The sequence below is a fragment of the Pseudomonas rosaeacicularis genome (assembly GCF_057128745.1).
On sequence record NZ_JBSKHT010000019.1, the window covers coordinates 59030 to 82895 of the forward strand.

General features: G+C 57.9%; 16 protein-coding genes and 1 pseudogene. 10 read left to right on the forward strand and 7 right to left on the reverse strand.

What is annotated here, in order from left to right:
• Together ACWKWM_RS23405 and ACWKWM_RS23410 are read left to right on the forward strand one after the other, a co-directional pair.
• Positions 1 to 1098, forward strand: coding sequence for a glycosyltransferase (locus ACWKWM_RS23405; protein ID WP_483848420.1), 1098 nt, complete (start codon positions 1 to 3; stop codon positions 1096 to 1098).
• Positions 1091 to 2131, forward strand: a complete 1041-nt coding sequence (locus ACWKWM_RS23410; protein ID WP_483848421.1) for a hypothetical protein — start codon at positions 1091 to 1093, stop codon at positions 2129 to 2131. Before ACWKWM_RS23405 ends, ACWKWM_RS23410 begins: the two co-directional genes overlap by 8 nt.
• Here ACWKWM_RS23410 and ACWKWM_RS23415 read toward each other — a convergent pair.
• Entirely contained in the window at positions 2112 to 2954 is an 843-nt protein-coding gene (locus ACWKWM_RS23415) for a glycosyltransferase family 2 protein (RefSeq protein ID WP_483848422.1), read from the reverse strand. The two genes, ACWKWM_RS23410 and ACWKWM_RS23415, sit on opposite strands and share 20 nt — an antisense overlap.
• A gap of 281 nt (positions 2955 to 3235) precedes the next feature.
• Positions 3236 to 4177 carry a LysR family transcriptional regulator gene (locus ACWKWM_RS23420; protein ID WP_483848423.1) on the reverse strand — a complete coding sequence of 314 codons (942 nt, stop codon included), beginning with the start codon at positions 4175 to 4177 and terminating at the stop codon, positions 3236 to 3238.
• Positions 4178 to 4285: 108 nt separating this feature from the next.
• On the opposite strand from ACWKWM_RS23420, the gene ACWKWM_RS23425 reads away from it, so the two are divergent.
• The gene (locus ACWKWM_RS23425; RefSeq protein WP_483848424.1) at positions 4286 to 5770 is read left to right on the forward strand and encodes an MmgE/PrpD family protein; all 1485 of its coding nucleotides are present in this window, start codon (positions 4286 to 4288) and stop codon (positions 5768 to 5770) included.
• Between the two features lie 15 nt (positions 5771 to 5785).
• Entirely contained in the window at positions 5786 to 7243 is a 1458-nt protein-coding gene (locus tag ACWKWM_RS23430) for an MmgE/PrpD family protein (RefSeq protein WP_483848425.1), read from the forward strand.
• 114 nt (positions 7244 to 7357) lie between these two features.
• On the opposite strand, the pseudogene ACWKWM_RS23435 reads toward ACWKWM_RS23430, so the two are convergent.
• Positions 7358 to 8263: pseudogene (locus tag ACWKWM_RS23435) on the reverse strand (LysR family transcriptional regulator).
• A 137-nt stretch (positions 8264 to 8400) separates the two neighbouring features.
• Between ACWKWM_RS23435 and ACWKWM_RS23440 the strand changes: the two are divergent.
• Positions 8401 to 9399 (forward strand): NAD(P)H-quinone oxidoreductase, encoded by a 999-nt coding sequence (locus ACWKWM_RS23440; RefSeq protein ID WP_483848426.1) that lies wholly within the window; start codon positions 8401 to 8403, stop codon positions 9397 to 9399.
• 71 nt (positions 9400 to 9470) lie between these two features.
• Here ACWKWM_RS23440 and ACWKWM_RS23445 read toward each other — a convergent pair whose 3' ends face one another.
• Complete coding sequence (locus ACWKWM_RS23445; RefSeq protein WP_483848427.1) at positions 9471 to 10370, reverse strand: alpha/beta fold hydrolase; 900 nt, start codon at positions 10368 to 10370, stop codon at positions 9471 to 9473.
• Positions 10371 to 10858: 488 nt separating this feature from the next.
• Here ACWKWM_RS23445 and ACWKWM_RS23450 point away from each other — a divergent pair, with 488 nt between their 5' ends.
• Positions 10859 to 13108 (forward strand): putative bifunctional diguanylate cyclase/phosphodiesterase, encoded by a 2250-nt coding sequence (locus ACWKWM_RS23450; RefSeq protein ID WP_483848428.1) that lies wholly within the window; start codon positions 10859 to 10861, stop codon positions 13106 to 13108.
• 104 nt (positions 13109 to 13212) lie between these two features.
• On the opposite strand, the gene ligD is transcribed toward ACWKWM_RS23450, so the two are convergent.
• Positions 13213 to 16653, reverse strand: a complete 3441-nt coding sequence (ligD, locus tag ACWKWM_RS23455; RefSeq protein ID WP_483848429.1) for a DNA ligase D — start codon at positions 16651 to 16653, stop codon at positions 13213 to 13215.
• A 157-nt stretch (positions 16654 to 16810) separates the two neighbouring features.
• Here ligD and ACWKWM_RS23460 point away from each other — a divergent pair, with 157 nt between their 5' ends.
• The 4 genes from ACWKWM_RS23460 (at position 16811) to ACWKWM_RS23475 (ending at position 19856) form a co-directional block, all read left to right on the forward strand.
• The gene (locus ACWKWM_RS23460; RefSeq protein WP_483848430.1) at positions 16811 to 17032 is read left to right on the forward strand and encodes a hypothetical protein; all 222 of its coding nucleotides are present in this window, start codon (positions 16811 to 16813) and stop codon (positions 17030 to 17032) included.
• Between the two features lie 292 nt (positions 17033 to 17324).
• Entirely contained in the window at positions 17325 to 18347 is a 1023-nt protein-coding gene (locus tag ACWKWM_RS23465) for a hypothetical protein (protein ID WP_483848431.1), read from the forward strand.
• Positions 18348 to 18672: 325 nt separating this feature from the next.
• A complete protein-coding gene (locus ACWKWM_RS23470) occupies positions 18673 to 19575 on the forward strand; it encodes a manganese catalase family protein (protein WP_483848432.1) in 903 nt (300 codons plus the stop codon).
• A 71-nt stretch (positions 19576 to 19646) separates the two neighbouring features.
• Positions 19647 to 19856, forward strand: coding sequence for a hypothetical protein (locus ACWKWM_RS23475; protein ID WP_483848433.1), 210 nt, complete (start codon positions 19647 to 19649; stop codon positions 19854 to 19856).
• 105 nt (positions 19857 to 19961) lie between these two features.
• Here ACWKWM_RS23475 and ACWKWM_RS23480 read toward each other — a convergent pair whose 3' ends face one another.
• Together ACWKWM_RS23480 and ACWKWM_RS23485 are read right to left on the reverse strand one after the other, a co-directional pair.
• Positions 19962 to 20333, reverse strand: coding sequence for a hypothetical protein (locus ACWKWM_RS23480; protein WP_483848434.1), 372 nt, complete (start codon positions 20331 to 20333; stop codon positions 19962 to 19964).
• Positions 20334 to 20533: 200 nt separating this feature from the next.
• Positions 20534 to 23530, reverse strand: coding sequence for an ATP-binding protein (locus ACWKWM_RS23485; RefSeq protein WP_483848435.1), 2997 nt, complete (start codon positions 23528 to 23530; stop codon positions 20534 to 20536).
• Between the last annotated feature and the right edge of the window lie 336 nt (positions 23531 to 23866).

Below are 23866 nucleotides of genomic sequence, written 5' to 3' on the forward strand. Positions count from 1 at the left end.
ATGTGGCGTAGCTATCAGGACAACGATCCCCTCACCCCGTTAGCAGGCGCACATCAGCCGCTGCGCATCGGCATGCTCACCCACATCAGGTTCCCGGTGTGCCAACCCTTTGCGGGTGGGCTGGAGGCATTTACCCATGACGTTACCCTCGGGCTGCGAGCACGCGGCCACAGCGTGACGTTGTTCGCCAAGGGTGGCAGCGCGGCGGAGCTAGACGCGGTGGCCGTTCCCGATGAGGACCTGTGCCGCCATCCCAGCCTGAGTAGCGCCTATGTCGCCGAGCATCATGCCTACCTGAAGCTTATGCAGGGGATCGACGACTACGGCTTCGATGTGATCTTCAATAACAGCTTGCACTACGTCCCGGTGACCATGGCCTCACTGATCCGCACGCCGATGCTGACCGTGTTGCACACGCCGCCGTTCTTCGAAATGGTCAACGCGTTAAGCGGCAATCGCCAGACGGGTCGTTTCAGCACCCTGTCGGCCGCGAACGCGCGGGAGTGGAGTGGCTTGGTCCCGCACTGCGCAGTGATCCCCAATGGCATCGATCTGCAGTGTTGGCAGCCCGGGGCGACTGTGGGTGAACACGCGCTGTGGTTCGGCCGGCTGGTGCCGCAAAAGGGCGCCCATTTAGCCATCGACGCCGCGCGCCAGGCCGGCGTGACCCTACGTTTGGCGGCGCAGGTGGAGGACGAGGATTATTTCAAAAAGCAGATCGAGCCCCGGCTGGGTCCGGGCGTCGAGTATGTGGGCCACCTGCAACGGGCTGAGCTGGCGGCTGAACTGGCGAGCGCCGCCGTGGCGCTGGTGACCCCTTGCTGGGATGAACCCTTCGGCCTGGTGGTCGCCGAGGCATTAGCCTGTGGCACCCCGGTCGCCGCTTTCGATCGCGGCGCCATGCGCGATCTGATCAGCGACGACGTCGGGTGTCTGGTTCCGCCAAACGATGTGCCAGCGCTGGCCGCCGCGATTGCGGTGGCTCGCGGTAAATCGCGACCAGCCTGCCGGGCGCGGGCCGAAGCCCTGTGGAGTCAGAACCTGATGCTGGACCGTTACGAAGATTTGCTTGCCGACGTGGCTGTGCATCATGGCTGAGCCCCACATTGGGTATTACGTTCACCATCACGGTGCCGGCCATGGCGTACGAGCCGCGCACATCGCCCAAGCATTGCGCGTGCCCGTCACGTTGATTGGCTCGCAACTGCCTGGCGAGCTGCCTGCTGGCGTGCACACGTTGCAGTTGCCCGGCGACACGGCGGCGGGCATGACCGTAGAACGCTTCGATGTGATGCACTACGCACCTTTGGCGGTGGACGGCGTACGTGAGCGCATGGCAATGCTTGCTCAATGGTTTGCTGCGCACTGGCCCTGCCTGCTGGTGGTTGACGTGTCGGTAGAAATCGCCTTGTTCGCGCGGCTGTGTGCGGTGCCAGTGGTGTACGTGCGCCAGCATGGCGTGCGTGACGATGCCGCTCACCGCCTGGCCTATGAAAGCGCCAGCGCGCTGCTGGCGCCTTATCCGGCCGAGATGGAAGCGCTGGATACGCCGCAGTGGCTGCGGGACAAAACCACTCATTGCGGCTGGCTGTCGCTTTTTAGCGGCGCACCTTCCTCCGCGCCGCAGTCCGGGCGCGTGCTGATCATCACAGGGCATGGCGGTACCGGGCTGTCTGCCGCACTGATCGAATCAGTGGCGCGCCAATGCCCTGAACGGCAATTCCGGGTTGCCGGCAGTCTGCCGCCCGGTACAGCGGCGTCCAACCTGAAGTGGCTCGGGCAGTTGAGCCAGCCGCAGGACGAAATGCGCAGCGCTGAAGTGGTCGTCGGCAGTGCCAGCGATAGCCTCGTGGGCGAGGCGGCTTCGCTCGGTTGCCGTTATATTGCGGTGGCCGAAGACCGTCCCTTTGACGAGCAGCGGCTGCAGGCGCGGCGCCTGAATGAGTTGAACGTGGCCATCGGGCTGGAACATGGCTGGCCGGCCGCCCCGCAATGGCCGGCCTTGTTCGATGCAGCGCTTGGGCTCGCTCCCGAACGCTGGCGTGGCTGGGCAGACGTCGAAGCCGCAGCGCGTGCGGCGCGGCTAATCGAGGACACAATGGTGCGGACGATCAGAACCCCGGGTGTTTAGTATTCAACGCCTGCGCCACACGGTCTGCAGACGGGACCTGGATGATTTCGAGGCGTTCGTCCGTCCAGCGCAGCAGCCCCTCTTCGCAGAACCTGCGTAACCAGCCTTCCATCGGCCATACACCCCAGCGGCTGTGGAAGCGTCGCGCATTGGCGACGATGTCCGCGAAATGGTTGAGTGGCGGATCGTACGTGGGGTGGTATTGATGGAACGCCGTTGCCAGGTTGTCGATCAGGGCCACACCTTCGTGCCGCGCCCGAAAAGCGAAGTCGGTGTCTTCGCCGCCATACCCCTGATAATCCTCATCGAACCCGCCAATGCGCGCAAAGGTAGCGCCGGTGCAGGCAAAGTTCAGTGACCAGAACAGATGATGGAGCAGGGCGTTGCCCGGTCCGGTGCGAAACTTTGCCAGCGGGTGCTCGACACCCTTCGCATAAAGCGTGGCCTCGTTCCAGCCTGGACGATTCGCGCCTTGGGGGAGGTAGCGAACCTGGCCCATGTGCAGCGCATCGGGTTGCGCCTTCAAGCCATCGCGGTAATGCGCGAGCAGGTCGTGCGCCGGAATGCAGTCCACGTCGAGAAAAACCCATTGTGCGTCAGGGGCAATGGCGGTCACGCTGTTGCGCGCCCTGGCCAATGGCAAGCCACCGGGGCCATCCATCTGCAGGGTGGTAATCGGAAACAGGCGACTGCTGAATGCGCCGGGGGCTTCGTTCATGTGCACGATCCACAAGCCCTGCGGGACGACGCTGGAAGACTCCAAACCCTGAATCAGGTTCGCAAGGTGAGTGCTGCGGCCGTGGACCAAGGTGATGACGTTCATGAGCTGCCTGCCAGCCCTGACAGCTGAGTGCCGAAACCACCTGGTGCTCGCAAATCATGTCTGGTGCTGGTACGTGCTGGCACGTCGAAACTCCTGGCAATTTCCATTATGGATGAGCCTCGCGGTTGAAAAACAATGTGTTGGCAGACCGCAGTACGCGGCGGGTCGCTTGATCCGGGTCTTGCATTCAGACGTGGGGTTGACTGGCTGGCTGCGGTGGCGGTTTCGCTCATCCGACAGAGTGTCTGTTGCAACTTTCAGATTCGCGTAACGACTGATGTTCAGCTCGCATTCCCGACTTTAATCGGCGCAGCGCAATTGGCCTCCGAGGTTGACGTCACGATCATCTGATAAAGACGCTCCGCAGCCGGGGACAGCACCCTGCCTCTGTGCTTGATCAGTCCGATAGTCCGGTTGACGACGGGCCGGGTGAGCGGTACTGCGCGTAACGCTGACTGGGTCATGTGCGCAGGGATGGCCAGTTGGGGGACCGCTGCGATCCCAAGACCTGCCGCTACCATGTCGACCACGGTGCGCACATGCCTGGCTTCACAGACCGCGTTGGGCAATTGCGGAGCTTCAGCCAGCGCCAGGTCTAGCAGCAAGCGGTTGCCGCTGGCCTTGGTCACTGCGATGTAGTCGTGCTTGGTCAACTCCGCCCAGGTCACGGATCGTCGATCAGCCAGCGGATGATCGTGGCGGCAGGCAACCACGAAGCGTTCTTTGAAGATCGGGACGAACTCCAGGTTCGCCTCCTGCACACCAATGTAGTTGATGCCGAAGTCCGCCTCATTGCGCACCACGGTGGAAAGCACGTCGCCTGCACCGTCATCGAGAACCCGCACCAAAATCCGTGGATAGAGGCGCTGATATTCCGCCAGCACCCCCAATAGGCAGTGATTCACTGCAGTTGGCACACACGCTACGGTCACCTCGCCACGGATTTTGCTGGTCCCTTCGCTGATAGCCAGCAACGACTCATCGAAGGTGTTCACCACCTGTCGCGCTTTACGTGCGAAGTCGCGTCCGCTCGCTGTCAGCTCCACGCGCCGCGTCGTTCGTTCCAGCAACCGGACCCCCAGGTTGCCTTCAAGTTTTGAAATACGCCGGGACAACGCGGGCTGTGAAAGATGCAGCTCTTTGGCCGCCGCGCTGAAGCTGCCCAGCTCTGCGACAGCGACTAACGCGCGCAGATCGCCCATCTCAACATTCATGTTCGCCATGCATAAGTACCCAAAATTATTGCAATTAACTTAGCAGACGTTGTGCCTCATGATCATTCGGTGCGTATGAGCACGTGCATCCAGACAATTACAAACACAGGAGCACCCATGAATCCATTCAATCGCCGCACCCTCCTCAAAGCTGGCGCCATCACTTCTGTCGCGGCCGCCGCGCCGGGGCTGGTGTTTTCAGCCGAACCTGCGGCGCCGCTCACAAACAAGTCTGCTGCAGATGCCCAGGAGGTAGAGGGCGTGACACGCATCCTCGCGGCCTATCTCGTCCAGGCGCGTTATGAAGACTTGCCGGCCAAGGTGCGCAAGGAAGGCTGTCGGACACTGCTCAATTGGGTCGGTGTTGCAGTGGGAGGTTCTCATCACGAGACGGTTGAAAAGGCTATTGTCGCGCTCAAGCCCTTCTCCGGCCCCGAACAGGCAAATCTGCTGGGTCGCACGGAGCGTTTCGACATCATGAACGCAGCGTTCTTGAACGGCGTGTCCAGCCATATCTTCGACTTCGATGACACGCACTTAAAAACCATCATTCACCCGGCCGGCCCTGTGGTCTCGGCGATTCTCGCGCTTTCGCAATACCGGCCAGTGTCCGGTAAAGAATTTTTGAACGCGTTGATTCTTGGCGTAGAAACCGAGTGCCGCATCGGTAACTCCGTTTATCCCAACCACTATGATGTTGGCTGGCACATTACCGGGACGGCTGGCGTATTCGGCGCCGCTGCGGCGGCAGGCAAACTGCTGGGTTTGACCGAACAACAAATGGTCTGGGCGCTGGGGCTGGCGGCGTCGCAACCCGTCGGGCTGCGGGAGTCCTTTGGTTCGATGAATAAGAGCTTTAACCCAGGTCGGGCAGCCAGCAATGGTTTATTCGCGGCCTTGTTGGCTGCGCAGAACTTCACCAGCTCAGACTCGATGATAGAAGCCAAGCGTGGCTGGGCGCATACAATCAGCACCAAGCAGGATTTTTCTGAAATCACCGAGGGCCTGGGCAGTCGCTATGAATCTGCGCTTAACACCTATAAACCCTTTGCCTGCGGCATCGTGATTCATCCAGCGCTGGATGCTGCGATCCAACTCCGAAATGAGAACTCACTGACGGCAGACCAGATCACCCGTATTGATCTGAAAGTGCACCCTCTGGTGCTGGAGCTGACCGGTAAAAAGACGCCGAAGACGGGGCTTGAAGGCAAGTTCAGTATTTACCACTCGGTGGCTGTCGCGATCATTCAGGGGGCCGCCGGGGAGCGCCAGTACAGCGACAGTGCGGTGCTTGACCCGACCGTTATAGCGCTGCGTGAAAAGGTGGTGGCGATTGTCGACCCCGCCATAAAACCCGAGCAGGTCGACATGACCATCACCCTCAAAGACGGGCGCACCCTTCACAAATTCATTCAGCATGCGATCGGCAGTCTTGAGGTGCCGATGACCGATCAACAGCTGGAAGCCAAGTTTCTCGACCTGGCCAAAGGTATTCTGCCCGAGAAGCAAACACGCGAGCTGATAGCGACGTGCTGGGGTGTCGAACAACTCGACAGCGCAGCCAGGATTGCCAACGTGGCAACCGCCACTGCCGGCGTTTGAGCCCAGGAGTTCTTCATGTCCAATCACTTGTTATGGTCTCGACGCAAAATGCTCCAGGGCAGCGCGGTGTTGATGGCTGGGCTCACGCCGTGCCGTATGCTGTTCGCAGCCGAAACGAGCACTGATGTGACCGCTCAGTTAGCGCGCTATATGGTGGCTTCCCGCAATACACCGCTGCCCGCGGAGGTCGCCATCGCTTGTAAAAACCACATTCTGGATACATTCGGGGCAATGCTCTCAGGCTCGCGGATGCGTCCAGGTCAATTGGCCACTCAATACGTGCGGGGGCAGGGCGGAACGCCACAAGCCAGCATCGTCGGTTCGAATGTGCGCACAAGCGCAGTCAACGCAGCACTGGCCAATGCCATGTGTGCACACTCCGATGAAACCGATGATTTTGAACCCGTTACCAAAGCTCACCCTGGCAGCTCGGTCGTGCCTGCGGCGTTGGCAATGGGAGAATGGCAACACAGCAGCGGCGAGGCGCTCATGCGAGCGGTCGCGCTGGGATATGACACGGGTTGCCGACTCCTCATGGCGTTGGGTCCAGACCGAGTCCGAGGCAGTCACCGTAGCGCGGAAGGGACGGCTGCCACATGGGGTGCTGTCGGCGCGGCGTCAGCTCTGGCGCGGTTCGACGAGCAAAAGACTCGCTTTGCCCTGTCGTATGCGGCGCAGCAGGAGTCGGGTCTGTGGAGCTGGGTCAAGGATCACGATCACATCGAGAAGGCTTTCGACTTTGCTGGTATAGGTTCGCGTAATGGCGTTCAGGCCGTGACGATGGTCCAGGCCGGTATGACAGGTGTGGATGACGTGCTCGACGGCACCCATAACCTGTTCATCGCGTTATCCACTGAGCCGCAGCCACTGCGCATGCTGGAAGGGCTGGGCAGCCGGTTTTATGTGTCTGAAACCGCAATCAAGACCTACTCGGTCGGCTATCCGATTCAGGCTCCGCTGGATGCGTTGCTCACGCTTCGCAAGGAGCACAACCTGACGCCCGACAAGGTCAAGAGCATCGAGGTGAAAGTGCCGAGCGATGCCATTGGTATTGTGGGAGACAGCGCAATGCCCGATGTCAATTGCGCGCATATGGTGTCTGTCGCACTGGTCAAAGGCGCAGTCTCATTCGTTGACAGCCATGACGGCGCACTCATGCATCAGCCGCAGATGGTGGAGCAACGCGCCAAGGTAAGCGTCGTAGTGGACAAGTCGCTGGACGATCCCGCCGCTCCTCGCGGCGCCATTGTGACCATCGTCCTCACCAATGGGCAGACTGTTACCCACCACACTCGCTTTCCTTCGGGTACCAAGGAAAATCCCCTGAGCGTGGAGGCCGTCAACGCCAAAGTCAGGGACCTGATCGTCCCGGTGATCGGGAGTCGGCGGAGCGAGAAGTTGATCGATCACATCAATCACTTGGAGAAGGTCAAGGACATTGCCTCGCTGCGCAGTCTGTTTGTTCAAACATGAGCAGTTGTCAGGCGGGCCGGCATGGCATTCTCCACTGCATCCATGTTGCTCGCGGGTGGCTTTGTCCGTTGCAGGAGTGCCAGGCCTGTTCAGCAGAACAGGCCGACTGCGGTCTTACGCTATTTGGCCGTTCTCATCCCGACCTCCACCGTGAGGCGGCTCAAACGCCGCCACCAGGTACTCAATCACCTTGCTCACGCGCGCTGTATGGCGCAGGTCTTTGTGGGTGACGAGCCACACGTCGTACGTGTGCGAACGTGTTCGCTGCGGCCAGACCTGGACCAAACCGGCGCGCTCGCCCATATGAAGAGGCAATTCCCCCAGCCCCAGTCCCGCGGCCACTGCGGTGCGCACTAACAGACTGCTATTGGCACTGGCTACGATGCGTGCGTCTGGCACTGTTTCCTGCGCAAGGTTGTAGCGCTCGCCGGCGTCGACATGGGCTTGAAAGGCGACGATGTCGTGCCCGACGAACCCTCTGCCGGGCGTAGGCGTGCCTCGACGCTCAAGGTATTGGCGTGACGCGAACAACCCGATCGGCCAACTGACCAGACGACGCACCAGCAGGTCTGGGTTATCGGGCTTGATAGTCCGCAGGGCAATGTCCGCTTGGCGTTTAGCCAGATTGAGCATTTCGATTCCAGCTTTGATTTCGACTCTAACGTCTGGCTAGGCCTCGTGCAGCCGAGCGACCGCGGGGATCACAAAATCAAAAGCAAGCGAGTCGGTCGAAGCAATGCGCACCAGCCCCGTCGGACGCTCATCCAGCCCTTCGATTCGGCGCTGCAACTCGTTGCCTGCCTGCTCCATTTTTTCCGCGGCGTCCAACGCAGCTTCCCCAGCCGTGGTAAGCGCGTATCCGTCGGAGGTGCGCAAGAACAACGTAGCGTTCAACGCTCGCTCCAGGGCAGCGACTCTTCGACCCACGGTCGCTTGATCGACATTCAGTGCGCGAGCGGCGCCTCTGAGTGTCGAGACACGTGCTACTGCGAGGAAGAACCGCGCGTCATCCCAATTCATGTTTCACCTAACTGATGCATTTGTGCATCAGTTGTATGCCGAAACGCTGCACTATTCCAGAGCCGCGAATGAGTATGCTGAATGCCTTCAACGTGCCGATGTCAGAGCCTGTACTTACTGTTGAATGAGGTGTTGCCATGAATGTGCCAAGCCGTATGAACTACATCGAGATTACTCAACCCGGTGGGCCGGAGGTCTTGAAGTTGGCCCAAGCCGCTGTGCCGGAGCCCGGCGGCCGTGAGGTGCTGATCAAGGTTCACGCTGCGGGCATCAATCGCCCTGACGTGATTCAGCGCACTGGCAAATACCCGATGAAACCGGGCATGAGCGCCGTGCCCGGGCTGGAAGTGGCAGGCGAAGTGGTCAAGGTCGGTTCGGCGGTCTCAGGATTCAAGGTCGGTGACAAAGTGTGCGCACTGACTAACGGCGGTGGCTACGCCGAATACTGCGTGGTGGCAGCAACTCAGGTGCTGCCAATTCCAGAAGGCGTGGACATGGTGCGCGCGGCAGCCATTCCGGAAACATTCTTCACCGTCTGGGCCAATCTGTTCGAACTGGGCCAGGCCCGTAAAGGCGCGACGGTATTGATCCACGGCGGTACCAGTGGCATCGGTACCACCGCGCTGATGCTGTGCAAAGCGTTGGGGATCAAGGCATTCGCCACCGCAGGCAGCGAAGAAAAATGCGAGCAGATCCGTGTGTTGGGTGGCGAAGCGATCAACTATCGCGAGGCCGATTTCTCGCAGGTCATCACCCAGAAAACCCAAGGCAAGGGCGTTGATGTGATTCTCGACATCATGGGCGCCAGCTATTTCGAGGGTAACGTAGCGGCTCTGGCACGGCGCGGACGTCTGGTGGTGATTGGTTTTCTGGGAGGCAGTTCGGTCAAGGACTTCAGCCTGCAAGCACTGGCCGACAAACAGGCTTCGGTGACCGGCTCGATGATGCGTTCGCGCAGCGCCGAGGAAAAAGCCGAGATCGCCCAAGCGGTGAAAGCCAATGTCTGGCCATTGCTCAGTGAAGGACAGTGCCTGCCCATCATCGATCGTGTGTTCCCGCTGGCCGACGCCGTGCTGGCTCATCAACGGATGGAAGAGGGCGAGCACATCGGCAAGATCGTTTTGCAGGTGGTGTAAGACCTACCTGATGCGTGGGAGCGGACTCGTTCGTTCCCACACTAGGTCTTCACCGCATTGGGTTTGGCGTCTCAAATGGCGCTGCTTACCGATTTATTCAAATCGAGGATGATACCGGCCAGCTCATCGGGTTTTTCCTGAGGCACGTTATGTCCGGCACCTTCGATTTCTCGGTACTGATAGTCACCGGTGAAATGCTTGCGATGTGACCGCGTGCCTTCTCTGGAGAACCCTGTAGCGCCTGCATCCAGAGCAAAGGTCGGCACCGTTATCGCAGGAAGTTTAGCCAAGGCAGCTTCGGTGGCTGAATATTCCGGAGCACCGTCCACCAGGCCGAATCGATGACGATAGGAGTGGATCACTACATCGACGAAGTCGGGGTTGTCGAACGACACTGCCGACTGCGTGAAGACCTGCTCCGAAAACGCCCAATCCGGCGACCATTGCTTCCAGAGAAGATGGCAGAGGGCTTTGCGATCTTGCAGCAGCGCATTACGTCCCCGCTCGCTGTGAAAGTAATACTGGTACCAATAGGGGACCTCGGTTTCAGGCTTGGCCGGTTGCATGGCTGACGCGATGTCTTGAATCGCATATGAACCACACGTGACCAGACCCGAGACACGCTCAGGCCATAAAGCGGCAACGATGCAGGCAGCACGGCCACCCCAGTCGTACCCCACCAGACAACCCGCGCTTATATCCAGTGCGTTCATCAGCTCGAGAAGATCATGGGCAATGGCCGCCTGTTGGCCGGTGCGCATGGTTTTTTCTTCCAGAAAGCGAGTCGGGCCAAAACCCCTGAGAAAGGGCGTGATGACGCGGGCACCGTTTGCTACGAGGATTGGCGTGATCTGATCGTAGGCATGGATGTCGTACGGAAATCCATGGAGCAGTATGACCGGCCACCCGTCTGCCGGGCCCGCATCTTCAAACACAATATTGAGTACGCCAGCATCAACATTTTTCAACATGGCCAACTCCAGATTTGGACATAAGTGTCGATATTAAGTCTGAGCGTGAGGATTGACCGTCGGTTCAGTGCAAACGTCTTTGCTGGCGCTATCACGCCAACGAGATGTCCCGGGGTAGCGCACAGAGTGCTTTTGCCCATTACATACACTTCAACTGGATAGGTTAATGGCAGTTTATCCAGCGAAGATTGCTATATGTTTATATAAGGTGCAGAACGAGAGGCTGTGCGCCGAAGCTCTTTAACTCAAAAAGCGCGGGCAACAGATTTATGAGTATTTAAGGCCCGCTTTGTAATGTAAGCATTGAATGCTGGCCTGCCGGACTTTGGCGATCAATTGAATGGTTTATAGGGTCTTTCAATCCGTGCGGATGCTTGATGTTGATGTTTTTGTAGAGCGCGCTATAAATAACAAGGCACATGATAGCCAAGTGATATCATACATTTTCATTCTGGCCCTCTTGATGGGCGTCTCGTTGAGCGATCGAAATGCCACCTGAAAAGAGCACCCAGCCTGCAAATGCTTTGAGTTTAGTGGTGCAGGCTGCTGCCCATTCGGCAGACTGTACGAGTGCATTACTTATCAGCGGGCGTCCGGCGCAATGGGAAGTTTCTGCCAGCTTCGGCGCCGAAGTTGGCTGGCCGCTGGAAAGCTCAGTGGAGCCTTTTTTGCGAAATGCTTTTTCGCAAAGCGATCTGGTCGTGATTACTGAGGTGCCCGGGCAAACACTCCCTGTTTTGTTTCACCGACTTCTAGACTTCAGCAATGGCTTGCTCATTGGGGTGGCCATTCGTGGGAGTGATGCAGACCTGCTGGGCGTAATGCTTATCAGCAGACCTCAAGAGCGACTACGTTTAAGTGCCGCCCAGACCTACGCTTTGCAGACTCACGCTGCAATCCTGAGCGGTGTACTCGAGGCTAAAAGTGCAGACTCTTTGCCCAGGGATGACCAATTAATCGAGCGCTTGCGGCTGTTGGAGTCGGTTGTGGTCAACGCAAAGGATGCAATCCTGATCACCGAAGCTGAGCCAATCAATCAACCGGGGCCCAGAATCGTCTATTGCAACCCGGCGTTCCTGGCCACAACCGGGTTCGAATCTTCAGATGTGATTGGGATGACGCCCCGTATCCTCCATTCCAAGCAAACTAACCGAGAGACCCTGGACCTCATCCGCGACTCCCTGCAGAAGTGGCAGCCCATAGAGGTTGAGCTTATCAACGCGCGCAAGGATGGCAGTGAATTCTGGGTTCAACTGAGCATCGTTCCTGTCGCCAATGAGCGTGGGTGGTTCACCCATTGGGTGTCAGTCCAGCGAGATATCAGCGAACGCAAAGAAGCGGAGCTGCTGGTACGCCAGGCGCAGGCCGACAGGGATGCGAAAATGGCGTTGGAGACCCGATTGCGCGAAAGAGAGCGCATCGAAGAGGAGCTTTCATACGCTGCGTTTCATGATGACCTGACCTCGCTGCACAATCGGGCCTACTTGATGTCCCGGCTGCTAGGCATGTTCGCCCGCGAGGAGTCGGATACGGTTCCAGCAGCCACTGTTTTGTTTCTCGATCTTGACCGGTTCAAGTTCGTGAACGACAGCCTGGGTCACCGGGCAGGTGATCATCTGCTCAAGGTGGTCGCTCGACGCCTGGAGAGTTGCATTCGTGAAGACGACGTTTTCGCTCGCGTGGGCGGTGACGAGTTTGCCATCCTGCTCACGGGTGACGAGAGGTCGTCGCTGGCGATCGATCTTGCTCAGCGCATCGTCAGCCAATTGAGTCTGCCGGTTGTCATCGATGGGCAGAATATCTTTACCTCCTGCAGCCTGGGCATCGTCACTGCGGATGTCTCGCACCAGTCGCCTGAAGATCTACTCAGAGACGCCGATGTCGCGATGTATGCCGCGAAGAAGCAAGGCCGTGGACGCTGGACAATCTTTGACGCATCCATGCGCAAAGCCGCGGTCGACGCCCTGTTGATGCAAAATGCGCTGAAACAGGCCATCGCGCGGGAGGAATTCTCAGTCGTCTATCAGCCTATTTACAACGTCAAGACCGGCGAAATCAGTGGTGTCGAAGCGTTGGTAAGGTGGCTGCATCCCGAGCTTGGCCACGTACCTCCCGATGTCTTCATTTCAGTAGCAGAGGACAACGGCGTCATCCACGAGCTGGGTCATTGGGTCATGCGCCAGGCGTGCCGTGAGTTGCAGGGCTGGAAGCTGGAATTTCCGTCGATGCGATTGCATCTGAATGTGAACGTGTCGGGAACAGAGCTGAACCGTCCCGGGTACGCGTCTCAAGTCAGCGACATCCTCACTTCATCCGGTGTGGCTGCCCATGACCTTCAGATAGAGATCACAGAATCTGTGTTCCTTCACGAACCCGAGGCCACGGCAGAGGTTTTGGAAGACCTGCGAGCACTGGGTGTTCGTGTCGCACTGGATGACTTTGGCACCGGCTACAGTTCACTTGGCTACATAGATCGCTATGCCTTCGACGTCATAAAGATCGACCGTTCTTTCATCTCTCGAATGATGTCCTTCGACCGAAGTGACGCCATCGTGCGCAGCATACTTTCATTGGGCAGGACGCTGGATCTGGACATCACGGCGGAAGGAATCGAGACCATGGCGCAGCTTCAGCGCCTGAAAGAAATGGACTGCCCGTTCGTCCAGGGCTACTTGCTCAGCCCACCGGTACGAGCGGAGGAGGTATCCACTTTATTACGCACATGGTCGAAGGTTTGAGGGGCTGGGTCACGCGTGCATGACTCACGCACCAAGCGATGACATGAACCCAGTCGGGCCTGGGACGTGGTAATTGTGCATTTTATCGTTCCGGTTTCAGGTGTTCATTTGAGACCGACGCGTCTGCGCATGTCAGCCGTGATCGTTTGTCGGGTCTGGCTCAGCTCAGCCCAAGGATCGGCGTCGAGTTCGCCCAGTCGCTCGTGGATGTTTCGGATATTCCAGGCATTGGCGCCTTTGATCTCCAGCAGCTCTTCCCGAAAGATCGGTACCGACACTGGCAAACCTTCGCGCGAGCGCACGGCGTAGGCACAGATGGTTGTGGCGCCCAACCCGTTGCGCAGGTAATCGATGAAGATGCGGCCCACGCGATTCTTGGGCCCGGAAACACCCGAGAAGCGATCCGGAAGCAGTTTTGCGATGTGCTTGACGATGCCGTGGCTAAAGCTTTTAACCGCGTCCCAATCGGCCTTCGGTGTAAGGGGCACGACCAGGTGGATACCTTTGCCACCGCTGGTCTTGAGAAACGACTTTAGCCCCAGTTCATCCAGCACGGCCAAGGTCAGTTGCACGGCCTCGACCATGCTTTTCCAGGGCAGTGCTGGGTCCGGGTCGAGATCGAGGATAAAGCGATCGGGTCGTTCGAGGTCTTTTGAAACCGCATTCCAAGTGTGCAATTCGATGGTGCTCATCTGCACGGCGCCAATCAGGGCTTCGACGTTGTTGATCAGCATGACCGGATGTCCGGTGTATTCCTTGCCCATGGTTTCGATGCCAGGGATGGCCAGCCGCTCAGCGTTTTTCTGAAAAAAAAGCTCGCCAGCGATGCCTTCGGGTGCTCGCACCAGCGCAACCGGGCGGTTAGCCAACTGAGGCAGCAGCCAGTCGCAAATACGGATGTAATAATCGGCAAGGTCGCGCTTGGTCGAACCGCTGCCTGGATCAATCACGCGCTCCGGGTGAGTCAACCTGATCTTGCCGGAGGTCGCGGATTGAGGCTTGGTCGCTTCAGCGGCTTGCGCTTTTGCGCGTGACGTTTTCGATTTACTGGAGTGAGTGGCTGTCTTTTCATCGATGGTTTGAGGACGTTCTTCAGTAATCGATTTGGCGGGTTTGTCATTGCGCATACCGTGAAAGACGGCGTGACGAACCGAGCCCTCTTTGGTGATTTGCGCGAAGGCGACTTCCGCCAGAAGAACGGGTTTGAGCCAGTGCACGCCCTTCGCTTCAAAACCTACAGGCGGATTGACCACTGAAGCTTTCTTCACTTGCAGCGGTGTGAGTTGATCGTAGATCGTGTTCAACGTGGCTTCGTTGAAGCCGGTGCCGACCTTACCTGCGTATCTCAACTCCCCGCTGTCGGTGTCGTGCAGCCCCAACAGCAGCGCCCCGAATTTGCTTCGGGCGCCTTTGGGGTCGCTGTAACCCACGACCACGAATTCCTGTCGCCGTTTGCACTTGAGCTTGATCCAGTCGTTGCTGCGGCGAGAGGTGTAAAGACTGCCAACACGCTTGCCGATCAGCCCCTCCATTTTCATCTGGCAGGCACTGTTCAACAGGGCGTCAGGCTCCTCGCCAAAGTCTTCCGAAAATCTAAGGGTTTCGTCCTCACTGCCTTCCAGCACTTTGGCCAGTGCGGCGCGCCGCTGTTCAAGCGGTACTTCGCGCATATCCATGCCGTTGAGGTAGGGGAGGTCGAACAGGTAATAAACGATGTTGCCGCTTCTGCCGACCTCGAACGCATTTTGCAGCGCCTGAAAATCAGGAACGCCTTCGTCGTTGGCGACGACCATTTCTCCGTCCAGCCAGGCCGACTCCAACGCCAGGCTGGCAATGGCTTCTGCCTGACGAGGCAGCTTGTGCGTCCAGTCGTGACCGTTGCGCGTGAAGAGTTGAACCTTGCCATTATCAACTCTGGCCATGATGCGATAGCCGTCGAACTTGATTTCGTAGCGCCAGTCACCTTCAGGCGCTGATTCAACCAACGTCGCCAGTTCCGGTTTAATGCTCTCAGGCAGATCTGAACCCACCGCTGCGTTCAACTGAGCCTTGCCCGGTTTCTTCCTGGGCGCTGGCACCTTTTCGACGGGCCTGGGGCTGGCGGCTTTGCCCCCACGTTTTTTCGGCACCAGTGTTCGCTCGCTCAACACGCTGTCGGGCAATTGTTGAACGATGTCGTATTCGGACTCGGGACGGGCAGCGTCATCTTGGTGCTTGATCAGAAACCACTGTTCTTGCTTGCCAGCAATATGAGTTTTGATCAGGTTCCAGATGCCGCTGAGTTTCTCTCCTTGGAGTTCAAATTTGAGGCGGCCCTTGGCGTAGGCCTCGGCGGGATCAGACAGCGGTTTCCAGACGCCACGATCCCAGACGACCACATCGCCGGCTCCGTAATGGCCCTCGGGAATGCTGCCTTCGAACGTGGCGTAGTCAATCGGGTGATCTTCGACGTGCACAGCCAGACGTTTTATCTTGGGGTCGAGTGAGGGGCCTTTGGGCACTGCCCAGCTTTTCAGCGTGCCATCCAGTTCCAGACGGAAATCGTAATGCAGGCGGCTGGCGTCGTGCTTCTGGATGCAAAACTGCAGCGCGGTTTGGGCTTTGGCTTTGTGCCTGGATGAGCTTGTGGGTTTCTGGGCGCCGGAGGGCTCCGGAGTCGCGTCGAAGTCTCGCTTGCGGTTGTACGTTTCAAGGTTGGGATGCGAGGGCGAAGTCGCAGTGGAGAGGTCAGCTTTCTTGGAGGGTTTTTTCGGCTTTGGCTGGGCAGCGTCGATCTGTATCCAGGTCGGTGCGTGGTCGCTGGCGTGTTCTTCTGCGCGCACCCACGCGTCCACGCCGGCCGCTTGAAGACGGGGAGCCAGTACCGGATTTAACAGCAGATGGTCGATGCGAAGCCCGGAATTCTTCTCCCAGTGCTGACGGAAGTAATCCCAGAACGTATAGATGCGTTCGTCTGGATAAAGATGCCGCAGTGAGTCAAGCCAGCCTTGCTCCAGCAATCGCTCAAAGCATTCACGACTCTCAGGTTGGAGCAGCGCGTTTTTCAGCCAGGAGCGCGTGTTGTAAATATCCTGATCGGTGGGTACGACATTGAAGTCACCAGCCAGAACAACGGGATGTTCCGAGCCCTGCAACGTGTTGACGTGTTCGATCAGATGCTCGAACCACCGGAGTTTGTAGTCAAATTTCGGCCCCGGCTGGGGATTGCCATTGGGCAGATACAGGCAGGCGACGACCACTCCGTGTGCGGCGGCCTCCAGATAACGGGCTTGGGTATCCTTCTCTTCGCCAGGCAGACCTTTACGAATCAGCAGCGGCTGCGCGTCTCGCGCCAGTATCGCCACACCGTTCCAGGAAGATTGACCCAGGTGCAGTGATCCGTAACCGGCGTCCTGAAGTGCTTGCGCGGGGAAATCCTTGTCCTGCGCTTTAAGCTCTTGCAGGCACACGATGTCTGGCTGCTCACGCTCAAGCCATCGCAACAGGTTCGAAAGTCGTGCGCTGATCCCGTTGACGTTGAACGTCGCTATCTTGAGCGATTGCATCTTTCGTTCCTTCGATTGTCCGGACCTTCTTATCTGAGGGATAGCAATCGGCGGAGTTCGGCATTTATGAGGCCGTACGAAAGATTTACCGAACGACCTCGCAATTTGCCCTTCGAACATTTATGCCGCGACTCATTCGGGGCAATCGGAGGCACACATGAACAGCAAGTCAGAGTTGGAAGGTGGATCAGGAAACGGCGCATCAATCGCGCCACTGGAACCAGGCAGACCTGATGTGATGCCCAATCCTCCCCGCGAAAACTCCAAGCCATTAGTCGAGGGTGACAGACCTTTGGACGACGAGGGAGCTGCTGAAGAAGACATGGGAGATGTGGACATCAACAATTCGGTTTCCCAGGAAAGTCCTCCACAGCAATAAATAACTCGGCCGATGAACCCGGCTACGCGCCGGGTTGATCCTTGTACCGAAGTATCAGGAACACTCCAAAATCGCATTCAACAACTCGTTCGTGCATTTCGTCGGATCTCGAAATATTCGAATGAACAGTTTTCGAATGGCAAAGGTCAAGGGATTAGCGGGCTGGGATGCATCACATTCCAGCAGCTAAAAACCAAACCCAGAAAACGTCGTGCCCTACAACTGACACTATCCGTTCAGGCACGACAACTGAGCTTTACTGCGCAGTAACTGCCACCAAAGGAATAAAACAATGATCCAAGACGAACCTGTTTATCGCTCCCCGTCTGCCTATGACCGAGTCGAAACCTACGCGCCGTTGCTCAAGCGCATTTCCTGGAGCGCAGTGATCGCGGGTGTTGTTCTGGCCATGATCGTTTCGCTGATCCTGAGCTTGTTGGGCACTGCAATCGGAACGTCGGCAATCGAGCCGTTGCGTGAAGGTAATCCTGTCGAGGGCATGGGCACCAGCGCTGGCATTTGGGTCATCGTCAGTGCCGTGATCTCGCTGTTCGTGGGTGGCTGGGCGGCGGGCAGACTTGCCCATCGCGAAGGCGGCCTGCACGGTCTGCTGGTGTGGGCAACTGTTTCTCTGCTCACCGTTTACCTTGTATCGAGCGCAGTGACCGGCGTTGTCCGCGGTGGCTTGAACCTGGCGGGTAGCGGGCTCTCTGCGATCGGCAGCGGCATCGCACAAGTTGCGCCGTCGGTAGGTGGCAAGATTCAGGATCAACTCAAGCAGCAGGGCATCGATTTCAACTTGAACGACATTCAAGGCGAACTCGAACAAGCCATGCGCCAGACCGGCAAGCCTGAGCTGAACCCTGATGCGGTTAAGCAGGATGCGCAGAACGTGCAGCAAGATGCGAAAAACACCGCGCAAAACAGCATGTCCGCACCGCAACAAGCTGACACTCAGCTGAGCGATCTCATGGATCGTGTCAAAGCCAAGGGCGATAAAGCATGGGATGCGGCTGACCGCCAAGCGATGGTTAACCTGATCAAGGCGCGCACCGGTAAAACCGACGCCGAAGCCAATCAAATGGTTGATCAGGTTCAACAGAGCTATCGTGAGGCCTACGCCAAGTATCAGCAGCTGAAGGCTGATGCCGAGCAGAAAGCCCGTGAAGCTGCTGATGTAGCAGCCAAGCGTGTTTCCCAGGCCAGCTGGATTCTGTTGATCACTCTGGTGATCTCGGGTCTGGTGGCCGCTGGCGCAGGTACTTTGGGTCGTCGCACACAGCCTGCGGCCAAGGTGGTTGCCGGTACTGTTTAAAGTAGAAGAAACAAAAAGACGCCGCTGAAAAGCGGCGTTTTTGTGTCTTTGGTTCACGCTTTTGATTGTGTATTGCCAGCGTCTAATCCATATGAATGATGATTTGTCTAAATGTTTCCGTCCGTCGTCAGAAGCGAATTCTATAGAACTAATCGGGCTGAACCACCGGTCGTGGATGTGAATATTTACTCGAATTAAATTTATAGCGTGATGCTCCTAGTTGATGAGCGTTACAGCTCTCCAGCGAAACCTGCAGTCAGCGATGTTGAATCGTTAGTTCGCTTTCGCCTTATAACCAGCAAAAGCCTGAATTAGGAGATACGCCATGTTTCTTCACAACAAACGACTTCAATACACTGTACGCGTTGCCGAACCTAACCCAGGGCTGGCCAACTTGTTACTTGAGCAGTTCGGCGGCGCGCAGGGCGAGCTTGCCGCTGCAACCCGTTACTTTACCCAGGCGTTGGCCGAAGAAGATCCAGGCCGCAAGGATCTGCTGCTGGATATCGCCACTGAAGAGTTGAGCCACCTGGAGATCATCGGCTCGATCATCGTAATGCTGAACAAGGGCGCCAAAGGCAAAATGGCCGAGGGTGTGCAGGCCGAAGGCGAGTTGTACCGCGAGATCAACGGCGCGGGCAACGATTCGCACATCACCAGCTTGCTGTATGGCGGCGGTGCTCCGCTGTGCAACTCGGCGGGCGTGCCGTGGACAGCCGCTTACATCGACACGATTGGCGAGCCCACTGCAGATTTCCGCTCAAACATTGCAGCGGAAGCCCGGGCAAAAATCGTTTACGAGCGCTTGATGAACGTGACCACCGATCCCGGCATTAAAGATGCACTTGGCTTTTTGATGACTCGCGAAATCGCGCACCAATTGTCGTTCGAAAAAGCGTTGCATTCCATCCAGCCAAACTTCCCGCAAGGCAAGTTGCCGGGGATGCCGGAGTTCAGCCGTACGTACTTCAGCATGTCCAATGGCGAGCCGAATGTGCGTGGGCCGTGGAACGATGACGCCGAGTTTGAATACGTCGAAAATCCACATCCGGCAGTCGATGGGGGGGATGGCACAGCGTCCGTGACGTTGAGTGAAGAAGACTCTGTGACGCTGACCATGATGAAAGAACGTACCAAATCCGATCTGTCGGCTGACCCGATGACTGGAGCGGACTTGGGTTCGGGTCTGGCCCAGGGCAAACCTGAGCCAGACGCCGCTATGCAGTAAGCCCTCGACCCGGCTGCAGCCTTCAAGCGTTGCAGCCGGACTTTAATGACCTTGTTCGTGAGACGGTAATTATGGCTAATCCAACGCCTGCGGGCCCATTCGAAGATGTGTTTGAACCTGTTGACGATAGCGTCACGCTGATCGACTTCGGTCGTTGCGTCAAAAGTTATGAAGTTGAGGCCACGGCGTTGAGTCGCGGTTTCAAAACGGCATTATTCATTCAGCAGTTCAAATCCGGGCTCTTGCGTGTCGATGACCAAAAAGCCCTACGCGTGCAATGACGCATTGCTTGATCGCATAAACAGTGCAAAAAAAAGGCCGCTGACGGCAACGTCAACGGCCTTGTTTTCATGACTGCGGGTCAGTCACTTGATCAGCGGCGAGACTTACCAACGGCCATCGCCACGGCCTTGATAATGGCCGTTGCCATAGCCGCGATCATCAAAGCGCGCAGGACCACGATCGTAGTAGCCGCGGTGCGGAGCCTCGAACCTGCGGTATTCAACCCTTGGGCCTACCGGCACGTAGGCCACCGGTTGGTACTGCGGCTGATAGCGGGGCACCGGCTGATAGCCCTGGTATTGCGGCCGCTGATAATTGTCGTGCCCTGATTTGCTGCTGATGATGGTGGCCAACACCGCGCCCACTGCAGCGCCTGCGATGACGGGCACGATCACGTTGCGATCATTGGCTGATGCAGCACCGGCTGCGACCAGGCTGCCTGACAGCACAACGGCTTGGATCATCTTCGAAAACATGGTGTCTCCTCTGGCGGCATGTGTGGGTTCGCCATGAACGTATGAAACACCCATTACGTGTAAAGCCAGGTCTAGACTTGGTAAAGGTTGGGTAAAGCGCATGTCGCGCGTTGCCCCGCAGGCCTTAGGTGCAGAGATTGAGTAAATCTTTTAGCGCGCTCTCCCTCTGGGCGACGATATGGACTGCGCTATCGTCAAAATCAAAAACTTCCCTGTGTCGTTTCGATCCAGGGAATGAGCATCGAACAACTGAACCCGCAAGGCTTGAAATGAACCTCGGCCTTGCCATTGAGTTCACGCTCGATACTGCGCCGTACCAGGCGCAGGCCACCCCCCTCGACAGTGCGGGTACTTGATCCAGAACCGCCTGTTTCGACCCAGTGGATGTTCAGGTTGCGCGGCGTATCGGTCAGGTTCAGTGCCGAGGTAATGGTGACGTGGCCATCGGGTACCGACAGGGCACCGTGCTGCACTGCATTGGCCATCAGTTCATGCAGCACCATCGCCAGTGTCAGCGAGACTCTCGGTTCAAGTGGTACCGCATCACCGGTGAAAGTGACTCTGTCCGAACCGCCATCGGGTTTGCGCACCAGATCGACAAGCGTTGCCAGCTCCACCGAAATCCACTCGCCTTGTGCCAGTGCATCGTGGGCCTGACTAAGGGCGAATATCCGGGCGTCGAAACCCTTTGAGAAAGACTCCAGCGAATCCGAATTGCTCGCCGTCAGCGAGGCAATGGCTTGCACCGTCGACAAGGTGTTTTTTACCCGTTGATTGAGTTCGTTGAGCAAGGCGGTGCGGGCGGCACGATCTTCAAGCTGCTGGTGCTCCAGTTTTGCGGAGATCGACTGAGCAAGATTTTGAGTAGTGCCGTTTTGCTGGAGAAACATCGACTGGCCCGCAATCAAAGGCCCATCGTAGGCGGGCAGGCTGAAGGTAAAAACGGCGCCCGCCCCAGGTTGGCTGCTAGCCCATAAATGACCGCCGTGAGCGGCAATGATGCCTCTGGAGATGTACAACCCCAGGCCGTTGCCGCTGGGATTGCCTTCCTTGACGGACCAGTAGCGCTGAAAAATATGCGGAAGGTGCTTGGCCGGAATGCCAACACCGTTATCGCGGACGTTGATCAGCACGTCGTTGCCATGGCTGACGGCGTCGATGTTGATCTGCCCGTTATTGGGAGTGAACTTGATGGCATTGCCTACCAGATTGGAGAGCACCTGAAAGATACGCTCGGGGTCGGCATTGACCACCAGCCCTTGCGCTGCGGTGCAATTGAGTTCGATGTTCTTTTCAGTGGTGAGGGCAACGAGCAGGTTACAAGCCTCTTGCAGCAAGCCGGTGACATCCAGCCCCACGCACGACAACTGGTAGCGGCCGGCGTCGATCTTGGCAGTGTCCAGCAAGTCCTCCAGAAGACTGTTCATCCGGGTGGTGGCTTTTTCGATGGTGCCCAAGGCGCGCCGGATCTGCCGGTTCTCCAGCACTGCGTCGTTGCCAGCCCAGCGCTGCATCATGCCGCACTGCATGATGATGATGGACATCGGATTGCGCAGATCATGGGAGACCACCGCGACCAGTTCGTCGCGCAGGCGAACCGCTTCCTGCTCGCGATGGACCTGGCGCTCCAGATCGTTTTCCAGCGCCGAACGCCGAATGTCTTCGGCGGCGTACAAGTCGGCGCGAGACCAGGGTTGCGCGATGCCGGTCACCTGCTGCTGCCACAGATCAAAGGACTGGCGTGGATGCAAACGGTGAGCAGCCGAGCCCGGCGTGCCAGGGCTCAAGTGCTCGGCAGGGTTACCACTCCAGTTCATGGTTGAGGTCAGTTGCGGGCGAAACCACATCACAGCATTGGCAACGGGTTTGGGCAGAATGAACGCGATAACGCCACTGGCGACATCGCCGTACGCCGCACTCGCGGCAAACTCCTGCTGCATGGAGTCGCTGTGGAACACGCCCAGCCCCTGCAGCCCGATGTGTTGTTGTCTGGATTCTCTACGCATCAAGCCGACGTCGCGGACCCATGCATGCAAGGCGCGCACTTGCTCCGGGGTCGGGCATCGGCCGAACAGGTGGAGCTGATCTTCGATCAGTACCGCAGCGCCCTGGGCCATGGTCAGGGACTGAAGCACTTCGGGGCGGCTCACCAGCCCGTCCAGAATGTCGCGATCAGCCCGGCTCATGGCCAACGCCAACTCGCCGAGCAGGACCACTTTGTCTTCGCGCTCACGTTGGATCTGCGTGGCAACAATCGCGACGATCTTGGCCGACAGCAGTTGCCCTATCAGGGCGCAGGCATCACGAATTTCGCGGGGTACCAACAGGGGTTCAGGATGGCCACAAGCGATCAGGCCCCACAACTCACCGTCGTCCAGTAGCGAAATGCTCATTGCTGAGCGCACGCCCATGTTTTTGAGGTATTCGCAGTGCACCGGCGACACGCTGCGCAATGTCGAAAACCCCAGATCCAGCGGCAATCCGGTGAAGGGTCTGAGCAGGGGCACCAGCGGTACGGGCACGTACGTCGCGTCGGGGATCACGCGAATCCAATTCAAGCGGTACAACTCGCGTGCCTGCGCCGGAATATCGGAACCGGGGAAGTTCAAGCCGCTGTAGCTGGGGAGACTGCCAGTCAGAGCCTCGGCTACCACCTTGCCATGACCTTCAGGCTCGAAGCGATAAATCATCACCCGCTCGTAGCCGGTCAACGCCTGGATCTCGTGGACGCTAATGTCGAACAGTGTCTCCAGCGTTGTGGCGGCCTGCAGGTTGCGCAACACCCGGGTAATGATCCGAGACTGGTCTTGGGCGGGCTCGACGTAGGGCTCAAGCTCAATGACCAGCGCGTCTTCAACTCTGTGCAGGGAGGCGCTGTAATCCACGGGGCCAATACTCAAGCGCAACGGATCGCTTTCGACCTCTCTATCGCTGGCGTACGCCAGTGCGATCAGCGAAGACTGCTGCGCAGACACGATCATCGAAAAAGGCTTGCCGAGCAACTCGCTGCTGTCCAGGCCCAGGTGCCGAGCGCAATTGGCGCTGATCTGCTCGATGCACAATGGCTCGCCACTGACGGTCAGCAACATCCCGTGGGGCTGGATTGCGCCGGGTACGCGAATGGGCTCGCGCGCGCAGTCTGCAAGCGCGGTCTCCAGCGTTGCATCATGCGTCGCTTCTTGCGTGTACTCGTTCATGGTGCCGCTCCGGGGTCTTGCAAACGCGAACAGTCAAATGCTGCACACGGTGTCGCAATACGGGTAAACGATGGGAGCTTTAACTAGTCACAGCAGGTAGTGCGAAGCTGCCGCAGGGAGGCGGTGTGAGGACTTCAATGAGGTAGCACTGCGCGTGTATGAGGAGGGGGGCAGATACTGGCTACCTGGCGCAACCGCCTCACCTTACAGCAGATCACGCGGTGGGTACCGGTTAATGCCGTTATACGTAAGAGCCAGCGAGAGATACTTCTATAAAAAGCTTTTTAAACAGTTTAAGTATTCATTCGAATGACTTTTTTGGGCGTAGTTGAACTA